This window comes from Streptomyces sp. NBC_01198, assembly GCF_036010485.1.
Lineage (GTDB): Bacteria > Actinomycetota > Actinomycetes > Streptomycetales > Streptomycetaceae > Actinacidiphila.
On the sequence record NZ_CP108568.1, the window covers coordinates 5,562,688 to 5,580,111 of the forward strand.

12 protein-coding genes are annotated in these 17,424 nt (G+C 72.1%); 8 read left to right on the forward strand and 4 right to left on the reverse strand.

From position 1 onward, the window contains the following. The first annotated feature begins 64 nt into the window (after positions 1–64). The 7 genes from OG702_RS24755 (at position 65) to obgE (ending at position 9,856) form a co-directional block, all read left to right on the forward strand. Positions 65–688: a TetR/AcrR family transcriptional regulator gene (locus tag OG702_RS24755; RefSeq protein WP_327291131.1), complete on the forward strand. Its 624-nt coding sequence runs from the start codon at positions 65–67 to the stop codon at positions 686–688. Positions 689–757: 69 nt separating this feature from the next. After that, entirely contained in the window at positions 758–1,702 is a 945-nt protein-coding gene (locus tag OG702_RS24760) for a hypothetical protein (protein WP_327291132.1), read from the forward strand. A gap of 126 nt (positions 1,703–1,828) precedes the next feature. After that, the gene (locus tag OG702_RS24765; protein ID WP_327291133.1) at positions 1,829–2,599 is read left to right on the forward strand and encodes a TIGR03936 family radical SAM-associated protein; all 771 of its coding nucleotides are present in this window, start codon (positions 1,829–1,831) and stop codon (positions 2,597–2,599) included. A gap of 215 nt (positions 2,600–2,814) precedes the next feature. Next, positions 2,815–7,065: an Rne/Rng family ribonuclease gene (locus OG702_RS24770; RefSeq protein WP_327291134.1), complete on the forward strand. Its 4,251-nt coding sequence runs from the start codon at positions 2,815–2,817 to the stop codon at positions 7,063–7,065. A 631-nt stretch (positions 7,066–7,696) separates the two neighbouring features. Continuing rightward, entirely contained in the window at positions 7,697–8,020 is a 324-nt protein-coding gene (gene rplU, locus OG702_RS24775; protein ID WP_327291135.1) for a 50S ribosomal protein L21, read from the forward strand. Positions 8,021–8,034: 14 nt separating this feature from the next. Then, positions 8,035–8,289 (forward strand): 50S ribosomal protein L27, encoded by a 255-nt coding sequence (gene rpmA, locus OG702_RS24780; RefSeq protein ID WP_031514533.1) that lies wholly within the window; start codon positions 8,035–8,037, stop codon positions 8,287–8,289. 124 nt (positions 8,290–8,413) lie between these two features. After that, complete coding sequence (gene obgE / locus OG702_RS24785) at positions 8,414–9,856, forward strand: GTPase ObgE (RefSeq protein ID WP_327291136.1); 1,443 nt, start codon at positions 8,414–8,416, stop codon at positions 9,854–9,856. Between the two features lie 73 nt (positions 9,857–9,929). Here the strand turns inward: obgE and OG702_RS24790 are convergent, their stop codons facing one another. After that, positions 9,930–10,343 carry a GtrA family protein gene (locus OG702_RS24790; RefSeq protein ID WP_327291137.1) on the reverse strand — a complete coding sequence of 138 codons (414 nt, stop codon included), beginning with the start codon at positions 10,341–10,343 and terminating at the stop codon, positions 9,930–9,932. Then, complete coding sequence (locus OG702_RS24795; RefSeq protein WP_327291138.1) at positions 10,340–11,341, reverse strand: glycosyltransferase family 2 protein; 1,002 nt, start codon at positions 11,339–11,341, stop codon at positions 10,340–10,342. The genes OG702_RS24790 and OG702_RS24795 overlap by 4 nt, the downstream gene beginning before the upstream one ends. Before the next feature lie 335 nt (positions 11,342–11,676). Between OG702_RS24795 and OG702_RS24800 the strand changes: the two genes are divergently transcribed. Then, positions 11,677–13,440: a stealth family protein gene (locus OG702_RS24800; protein ID WP_327291139.1), complete on the forward strand. Its 1,764-nt coding sequence runs from the start codon at positions 11,677–11,679 to the stop codon at positions 13,438–13,440. Positions 13,441–13,453: 13 nt separating this feature from the next. Here OG702_RS24800 and OG702_RS24805 read toward each other — a convergent pair whose 3' ends face one another. Both OG702_RS24805 and OG702_RS24810 read right to left on the reverse strand, forming a co-directional pair. Then, a complete protein-coding gene (locus OG702_RS24805; protein ID WP_327291141.1) occupies positions 13,454–16,276 on the reverse strand; it encodes a stealth conserved region 3 domain-containing protein in 2,823 nt (940 codons plus the stop codon). Further along, positions 16,273–17,265 (reverse strand): hypothetical protein, encoded by a 993-nt coding sequence (locus tag OG702_RS24810; RefSeq protein ID WP_327291142.1) that lies wholly within the window; start codon positions 17,263–17,265, stop codon positions 16,273–16,275. The genes OG702_RS24805 and OG702_RS24810 overlap by 4 nt, the downstream gene beginning before the upstream one ends. Positions 17,266–17,424: the final 159 nt, after the last annotated feature.

Genomic DNA, 17,424 nt, shown 5'->3' on the forward strand with positions numbered 1-17,424 from the left:
TCTGACCGAACGGCCGTAGGGCTACGACTGTAGTCCTACGGGTTGTGCCCATACAATCGGAATCATGGATGCCACCACTCCACGCCGGAGCGGAGCCCGCAGCCGCAACAACCCGCGCGGCCAGGGCGAGCGGCTGCGAGCCGACATCATCAGGACGGCGACCCACATGCTGGACGTGCTCGCGGACGACCAGGCGCTGTCGCTGCGGGCGGTGGCCCGCGAGGTCGGCATCGCCGCCACCTCGGTCTACCTGCACTTCGACGACCGCGACGCGCTGGTGCTCGCCACGCTCGAACAGTGCCACCTGGACATCATGCGCGCGATGCAGGCCGCGGAGGCCTCCGCTGCCGACCCCGCCGACGCGCTCCGCGCCAGGACGCTGCTGCTGGGCACGTGGGCGCAGGAGCACGCCGGGCTCTACAAGGTGCTGTACGAGAGCACCATCAACCAGCGGGTCGAGATGCGCTTCAAGCGGGACTTCAAGGAGAGCTGCGTGACCGCCGTCCAGCGTTGCGTCGACGCCGGCCTCGCCCCCGGCCCCGACGCGCGGGCCGCCGCCCTCGACCTGATGGCGGCCGTCCACGGCAGCATGTCGATGCGCATCAACCGCTGCGACACACCCTGGCCGCCCTTCGCCGAGCAGCTCGACCGCTTCCTCACCGGCCTGGTCGGCCTGCGCCGCTCCTGAGCCACGTCCCCGCCGCCCGGCAGGGCACCCAGCAACAACCAGGCCACGCAGCTCCGTTAGGTTCTGGCCATGGGTCAACAGGGGGAGGCCCGGCGCCCGGCGCCGGAAGGACAGGGTGGGGACGGCTGCCTGGCCGCCGCGATAAGGCTCCCCATACGCGTCGTCGCGTTCGTCGTCGTCATCCCGCTGCGCCTGCTGTGGGAAGTGCTGGCTGTGGCAGGCCGCGCGGGCGGCACCGCCTTCCGCTGGGTGTGGCGGCACGTCCTGGCGCCGCCGCTGGCGTTCGTGTGGCGCTACCTGGTCGTGTGGCCGCTGGTCACCCTCCACCGCTACGTCCTCGTCCCGGTCGGCATCGCGCTGCGCTTCCTGTGCCGCTACCTCGTGGTCTGGCCGATCGTCGTCCTGTGGCGTTACGTGCTCGCGCCGATCGGGTGCGCGGTGATCGTCCCGCTGGTCCGCGCGATCGGGACGGGGGCGGCCTACCTGGTGCACTACCTCCTGGTGGTGCCCGGCATCTTCCTGTGGCGCCGGGTCGTCGTACCCGTCGCCCGGGAGGTGGGGGCGGCGCTGGCCCTCGCCTGGCGCGTCACGTCGTATGTGCTGCGGGCGGTCGGCCGGGCGCTGGCCTGGACCGGCCGGGTGCTCATCGCCCTCCCGGTGGCGTGGGTGTGGAGCTGGACCTTCGGTCCGGCGCTGCGCTGGTTCCGGCGGGCGCTCTGGCGGCCGGCCGCGGAAGCCGTCGCCGGGGTGCGGCGGACCGTGCGCCGTGCCCTGCTCGGCGGGCCGGCGCCGGCGCATCGCCCGCCGCCGGCGCCACCGCACCGCCGCCCGCCCCAGCGGCGGCCCGCACCTCCGCGAGCCCCCGAGCCGGCACCCGTAACCCCACCCGCACCGGCACCGGCGGCGTATGAACCGCCCTCCCCGGCCCCCGCTCCGGTGCCGCGGCGCCCCGACCCGCGCAAGGACTTCGGGCTCGGCGGCGGCGAGCGGCGCACGCCACCGTCGCACCGCTGACCGGGGACGGCCACGGGGCCCTGCGGCGCGGCGTAACCTTGGACGGGACGACGCACCCGATTCGCATGTAGGGACTGAACGACACTGGGCAAGCGACAGCCCGAAGGCCCGCCGCCCGCACCGACGGTGCAGCGCATCCGTTTGCGCTACACCAAGCGAGGCCGCCTCCGGTTCACCAGCCACCGCGATTTCCAGCGTGCCTTCGAGCGGGCCCTGCGCCGCGCCGAGGTGCCCATGGCGTACTCCGCGGGCTTCACCCCGCACCCGAAGGTGTCCTACGCGAACGCGGCACCCACCGGTGTCGGCAGCGAGGCGGAGTATCTGGAGATCGGCCTGGCGCAGTTCCGCGACCCGGAACTGCTGCGGGTCCTGCTGGACGAGTCGCTGCCGGCTGGCCTGGACGTCATCGAGGCGGTCGAGGCCCGCACCTCGGGCCTGGCAGAACGCCTCGAAGCGTCGGTCTGGCAGCTCAGGCTCGACGGCGTCGAGCCCGACGAGGCCCGGCGGGCGGTCGCGGCTTTCCTCGCCGCGGACGCCGTGGAAGTACAGCGCAGCACCAAGAACGGCATCCGCACCTTCGACTGCCGGGCCGCGGTCACGCGGTTCGAGGTCGTCGAGGGTGACGGTGAAGGTGTCCTCGGCGACACGCGCGAGGGTGCCGATAGGCCGCAGGATCACGCTTGTGCGATACTGCGGCTAGTTGTGCGGCACCTGACACCTGCCGTACGACCCGACGACGTACTGTCCGGCCTCCATGCGACGGCCGACCTCGCGCCGCCGGTCCCCGCAGCGGTGACCAGGCTGGCGCAGGGGCCGCTCGACGAGGACACCGGGACGGTCACCGACCCGCTCGCGCCCGATCGCGACGCCGTGACGGTGCCCGCCGGTTCCGCGTAGCCACGTCGTCACGCGTCGCCGACGCACCAGGGAGCCACCCGGGTCCGGCGCCGCTGACCACATGAGACTTTCGTCGGTCCCCGCACGGGCGGCCGACGAGCGACACAGCAGCTCCCGTGCGGCGCCCGCGCCCCGGAGGGCGGCCCCGCGATCCAAGCGGCTGCCACCTCCGACCTGGACGCGGCGCCCGGGAGCACGACGGGAGCACTGCCCGAATGCCCGACCAGACCGATCCTCAGCCCACCAACGGCGAGACCCCCGCGGAAGCTGCTCCGGCCCGCCGCCGGCGCGCCGCCTCCCGCCCCGCCGGCCCCCCGGCCGGCGCGGCCTCCGACGGCGACACCGCCGCCGCGAACGACGCGGCCGAGGCCGCCCCGGCCAGGCGCCGCACGCGCAAGACCGCGGCCGCCGAACCCACCGCACCCGACTCCGGCGACGAGGCCTCCGTGGCAGCGGCGCCGCGCCGCCGCGCGACCCGTAAGACGGCCGCCGGCGCGGAGGAGCCCGCCGGCGAGGCCGTGACCGCCGAGGACGCCCCGGCGCGTCCGCGTCGCCGTGCGACCCGTAAGGCCACTGCCGCGGAGGAGGCTGCTCCGGCTGCGCAGGTGGCGCCCGCTGCCGAGGAGCCTGCCGCGTCGGAGGCGGCACCCGCCCGTCGTCGTGCCACGCGTAAGGCGACGGCTCCGGCCGGCTCTCCTGCCGTTTCCGAGGAGCCCGCCGGCGAGGCCGTGACCGCCGAGGACGCCCCGGCGCGTCCGCGTCGCCGTGCGACCCGTAAGGCCACTGCCGCGGAGGAGGCTGCTCCGGCTGCGCAGGTGGCGCCCGCTGCCGAGGAGCCTGCCGCGTCGGAGGCGGCACCCGCCCGTCGCCGCGTGACCCGTAAGGCGACGGCTCCGGCCGGTTCGCCCGCTGTTTCCGACGAGCCCGTGGCCGAGGCTGCGGCGCCGGCTCCCGCGCCGGTCGAGGACGAGCCTGCCGTGTCCGACGCGGCGCCGTCGCGGGCCCGTCGGCGTGCCACGCGTAAGGCGACGGCTCCGGCCGGTTCGCCCGCTGTTTCCGACGAGCCCGTGGCCGAGGCTGCGGCGCCCGCCCCGGCGCCGGTCGAGGACGAGCCTGCCGTGTTCGACGCGGCGCCGTCGCGGGCCCGTCGGCGTGCCACCCGTAAGGCGACGGCTCCGGCCGGTTCGCCCGCTGTCGCGTACGAGCAGGCGACCCCGGCCCGTCCCCAGGCGGCCGCCCCCACGGCACCCGCAGCTGCGGCCGCTCCCGCCGAGGAGGCCGCGCCCGCAGGGCGGCAGCGGCGGACGCGGAAGAAGGCGGCACCCGCCGCGACCTTCTCCGCTCCCGGCGGCGACGGCTCCCGGCGGCTGAAGCCCGGCGCGCTGGCGCCCCAGCACGACGGCTCCGGCGACGCGGCCCCGGCCGCACCGGGCACCTCCTACACCGGCAAGGCGCTGCGGGACGGCGACGGCTGGGCCGTCGAGGTCGACGACGCCTACGAGATCCGCGGCTACGGCCCCACGCCCGAGGACGCCGCCGCACAGGCCGCGATCGCGCTGGCCGACGCCTTCGGCATCCCCGCCGAGTCGGTGACGCTCGAAGTACGGACCGAGGAGGCGCCCGCACGCGGCCGCCGCCGGGCCGCGCAGCCGCCGACGGCCGTCTTCCAGCCGCCGGTCTTCGTCGCCCCCACCCCCGCGCCCGCGGTGACCGAGGAGAGCGACGCGGAGCCGGAGCCGGAGCCCGAGCCGGAGGCCGACGAGCACGAGGGCGGCGGCCCGCGCCGCCGTCGCCGCCGCAGGGGCGGCGCCGCGGTGGAGGCCGAGCCCGAGACCGCGCGGGGCGCCGAGAGCGCCGCCGAGGTCGAGACCGAGGCCGAGGCCGACGAGAGCGACGACGCGGAGAGCGACGCGGACGACGAGGACCGTCCCTCCTCCCGGCGCCGCCGTCGTGGCGGCCGTCGCCGTCGCCGCGGCGAGTCCGCCGAGCAGGACGAGACCGCGTCCGGCGACGACGAGGACGAGGACGAGCCGCAGGACGGCGAGGACGCCGAGGCCGCCGACGAGCACGACGAGGACCACCCGCAGGGCGGCTCCGGCGGCAGCACCAGCAGCCGTCGCCGTCGCCGTCGCCGTCGCCGCGGTGGCGACTCCGGCGCGGACGACGCCCACGGCCAGGACGTGGACGACCCGGAGCGTACGGTCGTCAAGGTCCGCGAGCCGCGGCAGAGCCAGGAGCCGCTCGGCACCGGCGCCGACCAGGTGCAGTCCATCAAGGGCTCCACCCGCCTCGAAGCGAAGAAGCAGCGCCGCCGCGAGGGCCGCGAGCAGGGCCGCCGCCGGGTGCCGATCATCACCGAGGCCGAGTTCCTGGCCCGCCGCGAGGCGGTCGAGCGCGTCATGGTGGTGCGGCAGAACGGCGAGCGCACCCAGATCGGCGTGCTGGAGGACAACGTCCTCGTCGAGCACTACGTCAACAAGGAGCAGGCCACCAGCTACGTCGGCAACGTCTACCTGGGCAAGGTCCAGAACGTGCTGCCGTCCATGGAGGCCGCCTTCGTCGACATCGGCAAGGGCCGCAACGCCGTGCTCTACGCCGGCGAGGTCAACTTCGAGGCGCTCGGCCTGTCCGGCGGCCCGCGCCGGATCGAGTCCGCGCTCAAGTCCGGCCAGCCGGTGCTCGTCCAGGTCACCAAGGACCCGATCGGCCACAAGGGCGCCCGGCTCACCAGCCAGGTCAGCCTGCCCGGCCGCTACCTGGTCTACGTGCCCGAGGGCTCGATGACCGGCATCAGCCGCAAGCTGCCCGACACCGAGCGCGCCCGGCTCAAGACGATCCTCAAGAAGATCGTCCCCGAGGACGCCGGCGTCATCGTCCGCACCGCGGCCGAGGGTGCCAGCGAGGACGAGCTGCGCCGCGACGTCGAGCGCCTGCAGGCGCAGTGGGACGACATCCAGCGCAAGGCCAAGAACGGCGGCGGCTCCAACGCGCCGACGCTGCTCTACGGCGAGCCCGACATGACCGTCCGGGTGGTCAGGGACATCTTCAACGAGGACTTCTCGAAGGTCATCGTCAGCGGCGACGAGGCGTGGAGCACCATCCACGAGTACGTCAGCCACGTCGCGCCCGACCTGGCCGACCGGCTCTCCCGCTGGACGTCGGAGGTGGACGTCTTCGCGACGTACCGCATCGACGAGCAGCTGCTCAAGGCGCTGGACCGCAAGGTGTGGCTGCCGTCCGGCGGTTCGCTGGTGATCGACAAGACCGAGGCGATGGTCGTGGTCGACGTCAACACCGGCAAGTTCACCGGGCAGGGCGGCAACCTGGAGGAGACCGTCACCCGCAACAACCTGGAGGCGGCCGAGGAGATCGTCCGCCAGCTGCGGCTGCGGGACCTCGGCGGCATCGTGGTCGTCGACTTCATCGACATGGTCCTGGAGTCCAACCGCGACCTGGTCATGCGGCGGCTGCTCGAATGCCTGGGCCGGGACCGCACCAAGCACCAGGTGGCCGAGGTCACCTCGCTCGGCCTGGTCCAGATGACCCGCAAGCGGGTCGGCCAGGGCCTGCTCGAGTCCTTCTCCGAGACCTGCGTCCACTGCAACGGGCGCGGCGTCATCGTCCACATGGACCAGGCGACCACCACCGGTGGCGGCGGCAAGCGCAAGCGCCGCGGCGGCAAGGCCGGCAACGGCGACCTCGGGCACGAGCACGAGCACGTGGCCGACGTCGAGATCGAGGCGGACGAGACCGAGGAGCTGCCCGAGCTCGAACCCATCGAGGTCGGCGAGTCCGACCTGGTCCCGGCGGTCGGCGACCCCGAGGAGGAGTGGTTCGGCAGCGCCGCGGAGGCGGAGGCCGCCGCGAGCCCGTCCCGTGGCCGCAACCGGCGGCGGGGGTCCCGCAAGGCGACCGCGCCTGCGGGCGCGCCCGCCGCGGCGGGCGGCGAGACCGAACAGGCCTTCGTCGTCGTCCCGGTGAGCGAGCCCGACGTCGAACCTGAGGCCGAGCCCGCGGCGCCGCTGCCCGAGGTCTCCACCGAGCCGCCGGCTCGCACGCGGCGGCGTGCGACCCGTAAGGCCACAGCTCCCGCGGGTTCGCCCGCGGCGGGCGAGGAGGCGGCCGTCGTGGTCGTCACGGCCGAGGCGCCGGTCGCCGCCGCGGAGGTGCTGGCCGAGCCCGAGGTCTCGACCGAGCCGCCGGCTCGCACGCGGCGGCGTGCGACCCGTAAGGTGACCGCCCCGGCGGGGTCGCCTGCGGCGGGCGAGGACACCGAGATCGTGGTGGCCGCGGCGCCCTCCGAGGAGGCTGCGGCCCCCGCCGAGCCGAAGAAGCGGGCTGCCGCCCGCAAGGCTCCCGCCAAGAAGGCGGCGGCCAAGAAGGCTGTCGCGGCGAAGAAGACGACGGCGAAGAAGGCCGCCTCGAAGAAGTCGGCGGCCAAGAAGGCCGCCACCTCAGCGGAGTAGCCCCCCGCGCCCCCGCGGCCCGCCCTCTCCGGGGCCCCGCGGGGGCCGCGACCCGCGGGGCCCCGGAGGCCCCGGAGAGGGCGGGCCGCACAAGCGTCACCCCTCAGGGGCGGGCAACTGCGCGCCCAGCCACGACGCGCCGTCGTGCGGCAGCGGACCGCCACCACCCCAGGGGCGCGTGGGGGTACCCCCAGGCGTAGCGCTGGGGGAGAACGAAGCGCCCAGCCACGACGGGCCGTCGTGGCTGGGCGGACGGCCACCCCCCAGGGGCGCGGGGAACTGCGCGCTCAGCCATCCACCGGCCGGTGGTCCGGATGCGACAGCAACAGCCCCTTTCGCCCGGTGGCGACCTGCACCCCGTCGACGGCTGGTCGCGCAGTTCCCCGCGCCCCTGGGGGGCACCCCCTGCCGAGGGGGAGCCGCTCGACCACCGCGCCGGGGGAAGGGCACCCCCTGCCGAAGGGGAGGCGGGGGATTTGACCGGGGTGGGGGCGCTACGTAAAGTTGAGCTTCGGCGTTTCTGCGCCCATCTCCTGAGCAAATTCCTCCCGGTCCGCCGGGAGAGGCCCCCCGCGTGAAACGAGGGACGGCTGGCATCAGGGGTCCGAATCGAGCAGAGAGTGAGTTCAGCGTGTACGCGATCGTGCGTAGCGGTGGCCGCCAGCACAAGGTGGCCGTCGGCGACATCGTCGAGGTCGACAAGATTCCCACCGGCAAGGTCGGCGACGCCGTCGAGCTCTCCACGCTGCTCGTGGTGGACGGCGAAGCCGTCACCAGCGACCCGTGGGTGCTGGACGGGATCAAGGTCGAGGCCGAGATCGTCGACCACCACAAGGGCCAGAAGATCGACATCCTGCGCTACAAGAACAAGACCGGTTACCGCCGTCGCCAGGGTCACCGCCAGCAGTACACGGCGCTGAAGATCACTGGCATCCCCGCCGCGGCTGCGAAGTAAGGGACTGAGGAGAGATGGCACACAAGAAGGGCGCATCGTCCACCCGGAACGGTCGCGACTCCAACGCTCAGCGGCTCGGCGTGAAGCGCTTCGGCGGCCAGGTCGTCAACGCCGGTGAGATCATCGTCCGCCAGCGCGGCACGCACTTCCACCCCGGCTCGGGCGTCGGCATCGGCAAGGACGACACGCTGTTCGCGCTGTCCGCCGGTGCGGTCGAGTTCGGCACGAAGCGCGGTCGCCGCGTCGTGAACATCGTTCCGGCTGCCTGAACGGCACGCTGAGAGCTTTCCGAGGGCGGACCCGCTTCCCGGCACACGGGAAGCGGGGCCGCCCTCGGCGTGTTATGACTGCGCGTGAATGCGCGCAGACCCGTATGTATCTGGAGGAAACGCCATGACCACCTTCGTGGACCGCGTCGAATTGCATGTCGCCGCGGGTAACGGGGGCCATGGCTGCGCCTCCGTGCACCGGGAGAAGTTCAAGCCGCTGGGCGGGCCCGACGGCGGCAACGGCGGCCGCGGCGGCGATGTGATCCTGGTGGTCGACCAGGACGTCACGACGCTGCTCGACTACCACCACAGCCCGCACCGCAAGGCCACCAACGGCAAGCCGGGGGAGGGCGGCAACCGGTCGGGCAAGGACGGCGTCGACCTGGTGCTGCCGGTGCCGGACGGCACGGTCGTGATGGACAGGAAGGGCAACGTGCTGGCCGACCTGGTCGGCCAGGGCACCACGTATGTCGCGGGGCAGGGCGGCCGCGGCGGCCTGGGCAACGCGGCGCTGGCCTCGGCCCGCCGCAAGGCGCCGGGCTTCGCGCTGCTCGGCGAGCCGGGCATCGCACGGGATGTGGTGCTCGAACTCAAGACCGTCGCGGATGTGGCGCTGGTGGGCTATCCCAGCGCGGGCAAGTCCTCGCTGATCTCGGTGCTCTCCGCGGCGAAGCCGAAGATCGCGGATTACCCGTTCACCACGCTGGTGCCCAACCTCGGTGTGGTGACGGCGGGTTCGACCGTCTACACGATCGCCGACGTGCCCGGGCTGATCCCCGGTGCCAGCGAAGGGCGGGGTCTGGGCCTGGAGTTCCTGCGGCACGTCGAGCGCTGCTCAGTGCTGGTGCACGTGCTGGACACCGCCACGCTGGAGTCCGACCGCGACCCCGCCACCGACCTGGACGTCATCGAGGCGGAGCTGCGGGCGTACGGCGCCGGTCTGGAGGACCGGCCGCGGATCGTGGTGCTCAACAAGATCGACGTGCCCGACGGCCGCGACCTGGCCGAGATCATCAGGCCCGAGCTTGAGTCCCGCGGCTACCAGGTCTTCGAGGTCTCCGCGGTCTCCCACGAGGGCCTGAAGGAGCTGTCCTACGCCCTCGCGAAGATCGTCGCCGACACGCGCGCTGCCCTGCCGGTCCAGGAGTCCACCCGGGTCGTCATCCGCCCGCAGGCGGTCGACGACGCGGGCTTCACGGTCACCGCCGAGGACGACGACCTCTTCCGCGTCCGCGGCGAGAAGCCGGAACGCTGGGTCCGCCAGACCGACTTCACCAACGACGAGGCCGTCGGCTATCTCGCCGACCGCCTCAACCGCCTCGGTGTGGAGGCCGAACTCCTCAAGGCCGGCGCCAAGCCCGGTGACGGGGTCGCCATCGGCGCCGACGACGACGCGGTCGTCTTCGACTGGGAGCCCGCCATGGCCGCCGGCGCCGAGATGCTCGGCCGCCGCGGCGAGGACCACCGTTTCGACGCCCCCCGCGCGGCCGTCACCCGCCGCCGCGACAAGCAGGCGGAGCGCGACGAGTCCGACGAGGCCTACCGCGGCTTCGACCCGTTCGAGTAACCACCGGGTGGCCCGCGACACGGCCGCGCCCCGGACCCCGCTGGGGGTCCGGGGCGCGGCCGTGTCCGCGGGCTCAGAAGGCCGTGGCGGGCGGGGTGTCCTTGGTCAGGATGCGGCGGGACAGGACGTACGTGAAGGGGATCGCGGCGGCCGCGGCCACCAGCGGGGCGATCTTGTCGTTCATGCCGACCCACTCCACGAAGGCGTAGACGCCGATGCTGGTCACCACGTAGTTCGTGATGTTCGTCAGCGGGAAGAGAAAGAACTTCTTCCACGTCGGGCGGGTGCGATAAGTGAAGTAGGTGTTGAGGAAGAACGACCCGATCATGCTCAGCACGAACGCCAGTGAATACGCGGCGAAATACGGCATCAACGGGTGCAGCGCCAGATAGAAGCCGTAGAAGGTCCCGGTGTTGACGGCGCCGACCAGTGCGAAGCGGACGATCTGCAGCAGTTGCGGGGAGAGCCGGGGCAGCGCGGGGCTCACCGGATCTCCGACCAGTCCTGCGGGATCTGCGCCTCCTGGGAGGGTGCGCCGGCCTGGTCGCCGACCCGGAAGGTCCGTGGCGCGTTCGTCTCCTTGACCAGGAAGTGCGGGCGCCGCTTGGTCTCGTAGTAGATGCGGCCGATGTACTCGCCGATCAGCCCCAGCATCATCATCTGCAGCCCGCCGAGGCCGGTGATCGCGACCAGCAGCGTGACGTAGCCCGGCGAGGTCGGCCCCTGGATGAAGGCCTGCACGGTGATCACCGCCGCGTAGACCGCGGCCAGGCCCGCCAGGCCGAGGCCCGCGTAGATCGCCAGCCGCAGCGGGCGGTTGTTGAACGAGATCAGCCCGTCCATGCCGTAGTTGACCAGCGCCCCGAAGCGCCACTTCGTCTCGCCGGCCTCGCGGGCGGCGTTGCGGTAGTCGAAGGTGACGGTGTCGAAGCCGATCCAGGAGAAAAGCCCCTTGGAGAAGCGGTTGTACTCCGGCATCGACAGCAGCGCGTCCACCGCGGGGCGCGACAGCAGCCGGAAGTCGCCGACACCGTCGGTGAGTTCCACGTCGACCCACTTGTTGATCATGCGGTAGTAGAGCCGGCTGACGGCGGAGCGCACCTTCTTGTCGCCCTCGCGCGTGCGGCGGGCGATCACCTGGTCGTGGCCGACGTCGTAGAGCTCCAGCATCCGGGCGATGAGCTCCGGCGGGTGCTGGAGGTCGGCGTCCATCAGGACGACCGCGTCGCCGGTGGCCTCGCGCAGGCCCGCCAGCATGCCGGCCTCCTTGCCGAAGTTCCGGCTGAAGGAGACGTAGCGGGTGCTGCCCGGGTTGTTCTTGGCAAGCACGCGGAGCCGTTCGAGGGTCCCGTCCTTGCTGCCGTCATCGACGTAACACAGCTCGTAGTCGAGGGCCAGCGTGTCAAGGGTCTCCCTGATGCGCAGGTCGAAGAGCTCGATGACGGCTTCTTCGTTGTAGCAGGGAACTACGATCGACAGTCGCATGAAGGTCACTTTCGGCGCCGTGCGTCAAATACGCGGTGCGGCGGCTGGAAACCGAGCCGCATATGTGAGCGTCAGTGTAGGCGGGGCCAACCGGCTGTGGTGAGTGTGCGCTATGAGGTCGGCGAACGTTCAGCAAGCTGTCCGAATGGTAGTGCCAAGAATTCACCGTGCAAGGGGAACCACGGGCCGTGGTGATGATCACCTGCCGGTGAAATGGACCGCATGAGGACGCCCAGCGAACGCAAGGCATACTGGGGATGTCGGCCTCGATGGCTGTGTCTGGTCCGCCGGACGGCCTCCCACCGGGGCCGTCGTTCGATGAGGAGTCGCCCGCCGTGCGTAATCCCGAGGCACCCCGGCTGCTGGGGGTCTACCGACGAGCCGTGCCGGAAAGCGCCCGCAAGGCCATCGCGGCCCGCGTCGACTCGGATCTGCGCAAGCAGGTGAAGCTCAGGATCGCCGGAGCCACCGCCGCCGCCGAGCGGGTCCGGGCCGCCCGGGTCGGCAAGCGCCACCAGGCACTGGTGGACCGGCCGGACCGGCTGGTGATGACCGTCGGCAGGGAGCCCAAGGTCGCGCTGGTGATCCCCGGGGTGACCCCGCTGGCGGCCCGCCGGGCGAATCTGGACACGGTGCTCGACTGCCTGGAGGCCGCGGGCCTGAGCCACTTCTGCGTACGCGGCCGCTCGGAGACCGCCGCCGCGGTCGCGGTGCGCGAGGCCGACCGGGAGGCAGTGCTTGCCGCGTTGACCGCGCTGTGCGCCGAGGAGCCCGGCTACGTGACGCCGGTCACCGCCAACAGCCCGGTGCCCGAGGAGTCGCTGCCCGGCTACGAACCGGCCGCCTGGCGCAAGGTCGCTGAGGCCGGCGTCTTCCGGCTGACCTGGTACCGCAGCGACGAGCACGGCCGCCTCGCGCTGGGCACCCGCTACGGCTGCGACGTGGAGTTCTGGACCGAGGAGGACGGCCGGCTGGTCGCGCCGCGGCCCGGCAAGCTCGCCGAGGACATCCCGGCCGACTCCAAGCCCGTCCAGGCCGCCGAGGCGTTCTTCACCGACCTCGCGCCGCGCGACACCGGCGCGGGACCGCTGCACGAGGTGCCCACCCGCGAGCACTTCGCGATCCACACCACCGGCGAGGTCCGCTTCCCGGTGGACGTCGTCTACACCTGGGTCGACGGTTCCGACCCCGCGTGGCTGCGCCGCCGCGCGGAGTTCAGCGGCGAGGGCTACCACGAGGAGGCCGCCAACGCGGCCCGCTACCTCAGCCGCGACGAACTGCGCTACTCGCTGCGCTCGCTGCACATGTACGCGCCCTGGGTGCGCAAGGTCTTCCTGGTCACCGACGACCAGACGCCGGCCTGGCTGAACGCCGAGCACCCCGGCATCCAGGTGGTCAGCCACCGGGAGATCTTCCGCTCGGCAGCCTCGCTGCCGACCTTCAACTCGCACGCCATCGAGAGCCAACTGCACCACATAGAAGGCCTGTCCGAGCACTTCCTCTACTTCAACGACGACGTGCTGCTGGGCAACGAGGTCACACCGCAGGACTTCTTCCTCGCCAACGGCCTGACCAAGTTCTTCCCCTCACCCGCGCTGGTGCCGCTCGGCGAGCGCACGGTCGAGGACCCGCCGGTGGCGGCGGCGGGCAAGAACAACCGGCGGCTGATCGAGGAGCGCTACGGCTCGGTGCTGGTGCAGAAGATGAAGCACATGCCGCACCCGCTGCGGCGCAGCGTGCTCGCCGAGATCGAGGCGGAGTTCGCCGCTGAGTACCGGCAGACCGAGTCCAGCCACTTCCGCAGCGTCGACGACATCTCCATCGCCTCCTCGCTGCACCACTACTACGCCTTCGCCACCCGCCGGGCGGTGCCGTCGGAACTGCCGTACACCTACATCGACCTGACCCACCCGTGGACCGAGACGCGCCTCGGCCGGCTGCTGGCCCGGCGGGACAAGACGGTCTTCTGCGTCAACGACACCGTGTCCACCGGGGAGAACGTCGCGGAGCAGAAGGATCTGATCACGCCGTTCCTCGACGCGTACTTCCCGGTGCCCGGGCCCTTCGAGAAGACGAAGCAGCCCGGCACCGGGAAGTAGGTCGGCCGGGTGGTCAGTCCCGCTCGAAGCGGGACTTCACCGGGAAGTAGGCGTTGAGGAAGGCGTGCATCACGCGCGCCTGCTCCTCCTCGGGCACCTCGGCGTCCGGCGACTCCCCGATGCAGAAGACGTCGTAGTTGCGGGACGCGAGCAGGCGGCCGAGCACCGAGTGGTGGTCGTAGTCACCGGCGTTGACGTAGCTGCAGGAGATCGTGCCGGGCACCGAGCGGCCGGTGAGGTAGCCGAAGTGGTGGTGCAGCGACGAGGTGATGGAGATGTCGGAGTTGCCGCGGAAGGGGTTGGCCGCCGTCCTCGCCACCTCCTGCGGGTACTTCTCGGCGATCTCCGCGAGCACGCTGCGGCGCAGCGCGTGCGGCGCGTGCAGGAAGCTCTGGGTGGAGGTCCGCCCGAAGGTCTCCTCCAGCAGCTTGCGGTTGTTCTTGGCCGCGGCGAAGTAGCCCTCGTCGTCGTCCGACGGCTCGCTCGGCGGCACGGCGACCGGCGACTTGAAGAACTTCGCTATGCCGTTGCTGAGGAAGAAGCGGTCGGGCGAGAGCGGACGGCCGACGAAGAAGTCGTCGTTGAGGTAGAGGAAGTGCTCCGAGAGCCCCTCGATCCGGTGGATCTGGCTCTCGATGGAGTGCGAGTTGAACGTCGGCAGGTCGTCCTGGTTCGCGAAGATCTCCCGGTGGCTGACCACCTTGACGTCCGGGCACGAGGTGTCGAGCCAGTCCGGGACCTGGTCGTCGGTCACCAGGTAGATGTTCCGCACCCAGGGCGCGTACATCTCCAGCGAGCGCAGTGAATAGCGCAGTTCGTCGCGGTTGCGGAACCTGACGTCGCCGTTGTCGGCGTCGGAGTTCTCCGCGACGGCCATGCCGCGCTCGCGGCGTACCGCGTTGCGCCGGGCGTTCCAGGCGGGGTCGTTGCCGTCCACCCAGGTGTAGACGACGTCGATCGGATAGTCGACGTCCCACATCAGCTGCTTGGTGAACTGCGCGAGCGTCGGGTAGTCGCGGTCGCCGATCCGCAGCTTCGCGGTGGGTTCCAGGGACGGCAGCCGGCGGCCGAGCAGGGTCGCGGCCCGCGGCGTGGAACGCCAGCCGTCCTCCTCGTCGACGACCCAGAACTCCACGCTGCAGCCGTACGCGGGCCCGTAGCGCAGCGTGCGGCTGTCGGTGGTCACCGGCTTGAACATCCGCAGGCCGGCGATCTCGCCGACGTCCCGCAGCCGTTCGGCCAGCACCGCGCCGGGGACGGCGCCGCGCGGGATGATCAGTTCGGCGTAGACCGGCTTGCCGTGCAGCGCGGTGGACATGGCCTCGAGCACCCGCGACCGCTCCTCGACCGGCACCGCGATCCGGTACTGCACGCCCTCGGCCCGCAGCAGGATGTACGGGATCCCGGCGTCCTCAAGGACCTTGGCGCTGATCTCCAGGTTGGTCCTGAGCATCTCGGGCCCGTTGATGTCGTCGCGGACCTCGGCCAGCCGCCCCGCGGAGCGCACCAGGGTGCGGTCCTGCGCCTGGATGATCACCTCCCTGGCCTTCTGCTCGTCGGCGGAGTTCGCCAGCGGGGAGACGGGCGCGGCCACGGTGAAGTTGCGGGTACCGCCCGCCACCACCCGCAGGGCGGTGCGGTCGGCGCGCCGGCTCAGCCGCCTGGGGTCGTCGCGTTCGGCCAGCAGCCGGTCGAACAGCTCCTCCCAGCGGGCGGTGATCTGCTCGCCGTTGAAGCGCTCGTAGACGCCCGCGCGTGCGGCCTTGCCGAAGGCGTGCCGGGTCTCCTCGTCGCCGACCAGCCGGGCCATCGCCTCGGCCAGCAGCTCGATGTCGCCGGGCGGCACCAGCAGCCCGTCCACGTCGTGCCTGATGATCTCGGCCGGGCCGGTGACGATGTCGTACGCCACCACCGGCACACCGGCGGCGAACATCTCCAGCAGCACCAGCGGGAAGGCCTCGTTGCGCGACGGCAGCAGGCACAGCCCCGCCTTGGCCCACTCCTCGTCCATCTGCTGCGAGCGGCCCACCAGTTCGACCCGCATCTGCAGGCCGAACCCCTCGACGAGCTGGCGCAGCCGCACTTCCTGCGGGCCGTCGCCGAAGATCCGCAGCTTCCAGTCGGGGAAGTCGCCCGAGATGCGGTGGAAGGCCTGGATGGCGTGGTCGAGCTGCTTCTCCGGGGTCATCCGCGCGGCCAGCACGATGACCTTGTTCTGCAGGTCGGAGCGGGGCCGGTAGCCGTCGGACACGGCGTTGGGGATGGTGACCAGCTCGGGCGCGGCCTCGCCGAGGGAGTCGGCGAACCAGTCGTTGGTGCGCTCGGTGAGCGAGACCAGCGCGTCGAACTGCGGGCCGTAGACGAGCAGCGGCTCACCGGAGACGCCGCGCAGCTGGGAGGCGCGGTGCTCCTCGTGCACGGTCACCACCCGGGCCGGGGCGAGTTCCGCGGCGGCGGCCATCAGAGCCGGGGTGGTGGTGACCAGCACGTCGCAGTCGAGCGTCGACAGCGCGGCGGTCATCTCGACGTCGGAGAGCTGGTCGAAGGTGTTCTCCCAGACCGGCTTGATCAGCTCGCTGGGCAGCGACTCCAGCGTCCTGCACGCCTTCTCGTCCAGCGTGCTACGGCGCACCGGGCGCCCGTAGGGGCCGGTCCTGTCCACCAGGTAGCGCCGCTTTATCTGCTGGGCCGCGGCGAAGAACGGCTCCCGCCGGGTCTTGAAGACGCTCAGCACCTCGACGTCGTGCCGGGGGGACAGATGGATCGCCTGGGTGTAGGCGGCCATCTCGGTGCCGCCCATCTCGTCGCCCCAGGTGAGCAGAAATGTGATCTTCATGCGTCCTCGTTGGTTCCGATAGCCGCGCAGGCCACCGCAAGGGCTCCGGCAGGCGTCAGGTAGGCGTGCACACGCGTCAGGGAGCCGTCTTCCAGCGATATGACGCGGAAGGGCGTTCTGAACACCTGCTTGGGGTGGCGCACCTGGGTCAGCCGCTTGGCGACCTTCAACTTGGTGCGGCCGGCGCGCAGCTGGACGTCCCAGGTGCGCTGGACGCCCGCGTTGCCGGTCATGGTGCGCAGCGGCAGGTCGAAGGTGAAGTTGTCGCCGTCCCAGCTCAGCGGGACGGGAACGGACTTGTTGGAGCCGCGCCTGACGACCTCGGCGGTGTAGCTCTCCAGCGGGTGGCGCGCGGCCAGCAGCCGGCCGCGTACGGTCACCCGGTCCCAGCGCAGGTCGAAGCCGGAGAGGTCCGCCTGGTGGGCCGGGGCGGAGACCTTGAGCATCGCGCGGCCGTCCACCGAGCGCACCGCCCGGAAGACGGCGCCGCTGGACTCCGACGGCGAGGTCGGCAGCATCGGGCCGTCCACCGCGGCGAAGGCCGGCGCGGACAGGTCGGCCCGGGTCTCGCGGCCGCCGTTGTCGGTGACGACGACGCTGAAGCGCCACACGCCCGAGCTGAGCAGCAGCCCGCGCGAGGTGTCGTCCTCGCCCTCGGCGTAGCGCAGCGGCACCGTCGCGGTGAGCAGTCCGGAGCTGCCGGGACCCGTCTCCACGTCGAGGTCGACGCTGACCCGGCGGCTGCCGTGGATCAGTTCCAGGCGGGCGGCGGCGGGGTCGGCGGAATTCCGGGACACCGGAACGGCGACATTGAGGGTGCGACCGCCGAGCACGGACAGATGGACCGGTGCGACAACCGGCCGCGGTCGCACGCCGGTACCGAGCGCGGGCACGGTGTTCATCCGCTCGACCTTGCGGCGGACCCGTACCGCCATGGTGCGGGCGCGCTTTGCCGCGCCCACCGCGTAGGGCAGGAGCGATTCACTCACGGCACACGTGTCTCCCGTTCTGGTCCGTCGGCCAGCGCATCGTGTCAAGGATGCCAAAGATCAGCAAGTTGGCCGAATGTTGCAATTACCGTTCACGGCAATTCACCTGCGGGCCAATCCATTATGTGACGGGGATCACCGGTTCTGCCGAAACCCGCA

Coding starts and splice junctions, on each gene's coding strand:
- OG702_RS24795 (WP_327291138.1), bottom strand. CDS start 11,341: ATGCGACTGTCGATCGTAGTTCCCTGCTACAACGAAGAAGCCGTCATC.
- OG702_RS24770 (WP_327291134.1), top strand. CDS start 2,815: ATGCCCGACCAGACCGATCCTCAGCCCACCAACGGCGAGACCCCCGCG.
- obgE (WP_327291136.1), top strand. CDS start 8,414: ATGACCACCTTCGTGGACCGCGTCGAATTGCATGTCGCCGCGGGTAAC.
- OG702_RS24805 (WP_327291141.1), bottom strand. CDS start 16,276: ATGAAGATCACATTTCTGCTCACCTGGGGCGACGAGATGGGCGGCACC.
- OG702_RS24760 (WP_327291132.1), top strand. CDS start 758: ATGGGTCAACAGGGGGAGGCCCGGCGCCCGGCGCCGGAAGGACAGGGT.
- rpmA (WP_031514533.1), top strand. CDS start 8,035: ATGGCACACAAGAAGGGCGCATCGTCCACCCGGAACGGTCGCGACTCC.
- OG702_RS24755 (WP_327291131.1), top strand. CDS start 65: ATGGATGCCACCACTCCACGCCGGAGCGGAGCCCGCAGCCGCAACAAC.